Annotated in this window: 1 protein-coding gene and 1 pseudogene; one reads left to right on the forward strand and one right to left on the reverse strand. The window is 47.1% G+C overall.

Annotated elements, in window-relative coordinates:
• Positions 1–1,382: aldehyde dehydrogenase family protein (locus DSM107010_RS35770; protein ID WP_148125950.1), on the forward strand; the 1,382-nt coding region annotated here is incomplete at its 5' end.
• A gap of 39 nt (positions 1,383–1,421) precedes the next feature.
• Here DSM107010_RS35770 and DSM107010_RS35775 read toward each other — a convergent pair.
• Positions 1,422–1,802, reverse strand: a pseudogene (locus tag DSM107010_RS35775) (IS1 family transposase); the annotation flags it as partial.

The following is a 1,802-nucleotide window of genomic DNA, read 5'->3' on the forward strand; positions in this document are numbered from 1 at the left end:
TCACTGGGCAGACTATTGTCCAAATCCCCTGGAGTGACCAAGCGGATGCAGATACGGCAATCCAAGCAGCGCGGCAGGCGTTCGATCGAGGAAATTGGTCTAAGTCTCATGCCTACACCCGCCATGATGTGCTTGGTAAAATAGCACAGGCGCTGAGAGTAAAGGCATCAGAACTGGCGCAGACACTCTGCGAAGAAGTCGGAAGACCATTAGAAATATGTCTAGGAGAAGTGCAGATAACTGCCCAGGTGTATGACTATTTTGCTGGCTTGGCACTAGACGTTAAGGGAGAATCAATTACGCAGCACGATAGTAGTGCGATCGGTTTAACAATACACGAGCCAGTGGGCGTGGTTGGCATTATTACACCATGGAATTTCCCACTACTACTAGTTTCGTGGAAAATTGCCCCTGCTCTAGCAGCCGGTTGCACGATGGTTGTAAAACCCAGCGAATTCACGCCATCTAGCACGTTCATGCTGGCAGAAATCATTGCCCAAGCTGGTGTGCCTGAAGGTGTCATCAATATTGTCACGGGTGATGGTCCCGTAGTTGGGGAACGGCTCGTCGAGTCGCCTTTAGTAGACAAGATTGCCTTTACTGGTTCAACCGCTATCGGTAGGCGCATCATGGCAAAAGCAGCACCGACGCTGAAGCGCATTAGCCTTGAACTGGGTGGCAAAAGTCCAAACATTGTATTCCCAGATGCCGATCTGGCGGCAGCAGTTGGTGGTGCATTCTTTGGCATTTACCTCAATAGCGGTCAAGTTTGTCAAGCGGGTTCCCGTTTATTGCTACACGAGTCGATCAAAGACGAGTTTGTGGAACAGCTGGTAGCAGCAACTAAAAACATCAAGTTAGGCGATCCGATGGACTCCACAACCACTATGGGTCCAGTGATTAACGAGAAGCAATTTGACAGAATTCAAGGCTACATCCAAGCTGGTCAGACTGATGGGGCGAAGATGCTGATTGGTGGAAGTGGGCGCTACTCAGTTGAGGGATTAGAGCAAGGGTTGTTTGTGCAGCCTACAATTTTTGATGCAGTTAATGGCGAGATGGCGATCGCGCGGGAAGAAATCTTTGGTCCGGTACTTTCCGTAATCAGCTTCAAAGATGAAGCCGACGCCCTCCAAATTGCCAATAACTCGATGTACGGCTTAACAGCAGCGGTATGGACAAAAAATCTGGATACTGCCATGCGCATGGCAAAAGGAATTCGGGTTGGAACGGTCTGGGTAAACACTTACCATACTGCGGGACTTGAGCCTTGTATGCCTTACGGTGGCTACAAGCAGAGCGGTATTGGTCGGGAATTGGGGCACAAGGGTCTTGAAGAGTACTTCGAGACGAAGTCCATCCAAATCAAATTAGGAAATTGAATCAGAATTTCGGTAGTGATATGGAAGTAGTGGTGAGGCTCAAATCATGTTAAGCTCTGCGTTGTAGCCATGAATGAAGCACCAAACTGCTCCAATGTGGTTGTGCAACTTTTTCGAGAAGGATAGACTGTCTCTCACCAACCGAGAAACCCGTTGCCTAAAGGTATTATTCAACCTTTCAATATGATTAGTTAAACCTGTTTCTTTACCAACAGCTTGATGACGTTTATGAGGAATTACTGTGTTGTAAGCTTGCCAAAAATCTGTATATACAAAGGCACATTGTTGATAAACCTCTGGTAAAGAAGCCCACAAGTTACGAGCTGATTTTCTAGTTCTATCTCCCACAAAACAACCGACAATTTTTCGAGAATTGCGGTCAATCGCTAGTCAAATATAAACCCCATTTTTCTTGCTATC

It is taken from the genome of Chroococcidiopsis cubana SAG 39.79 (genome assembly GCF_003991895.1).
GTDB lineage: Bacteria > Cyanobacteriota > Cyanobacteriia > Cyanobacteriales > Chroococcidiopsidaceae > Chroococcidiopsis > Chroococcidiopsis thermalis.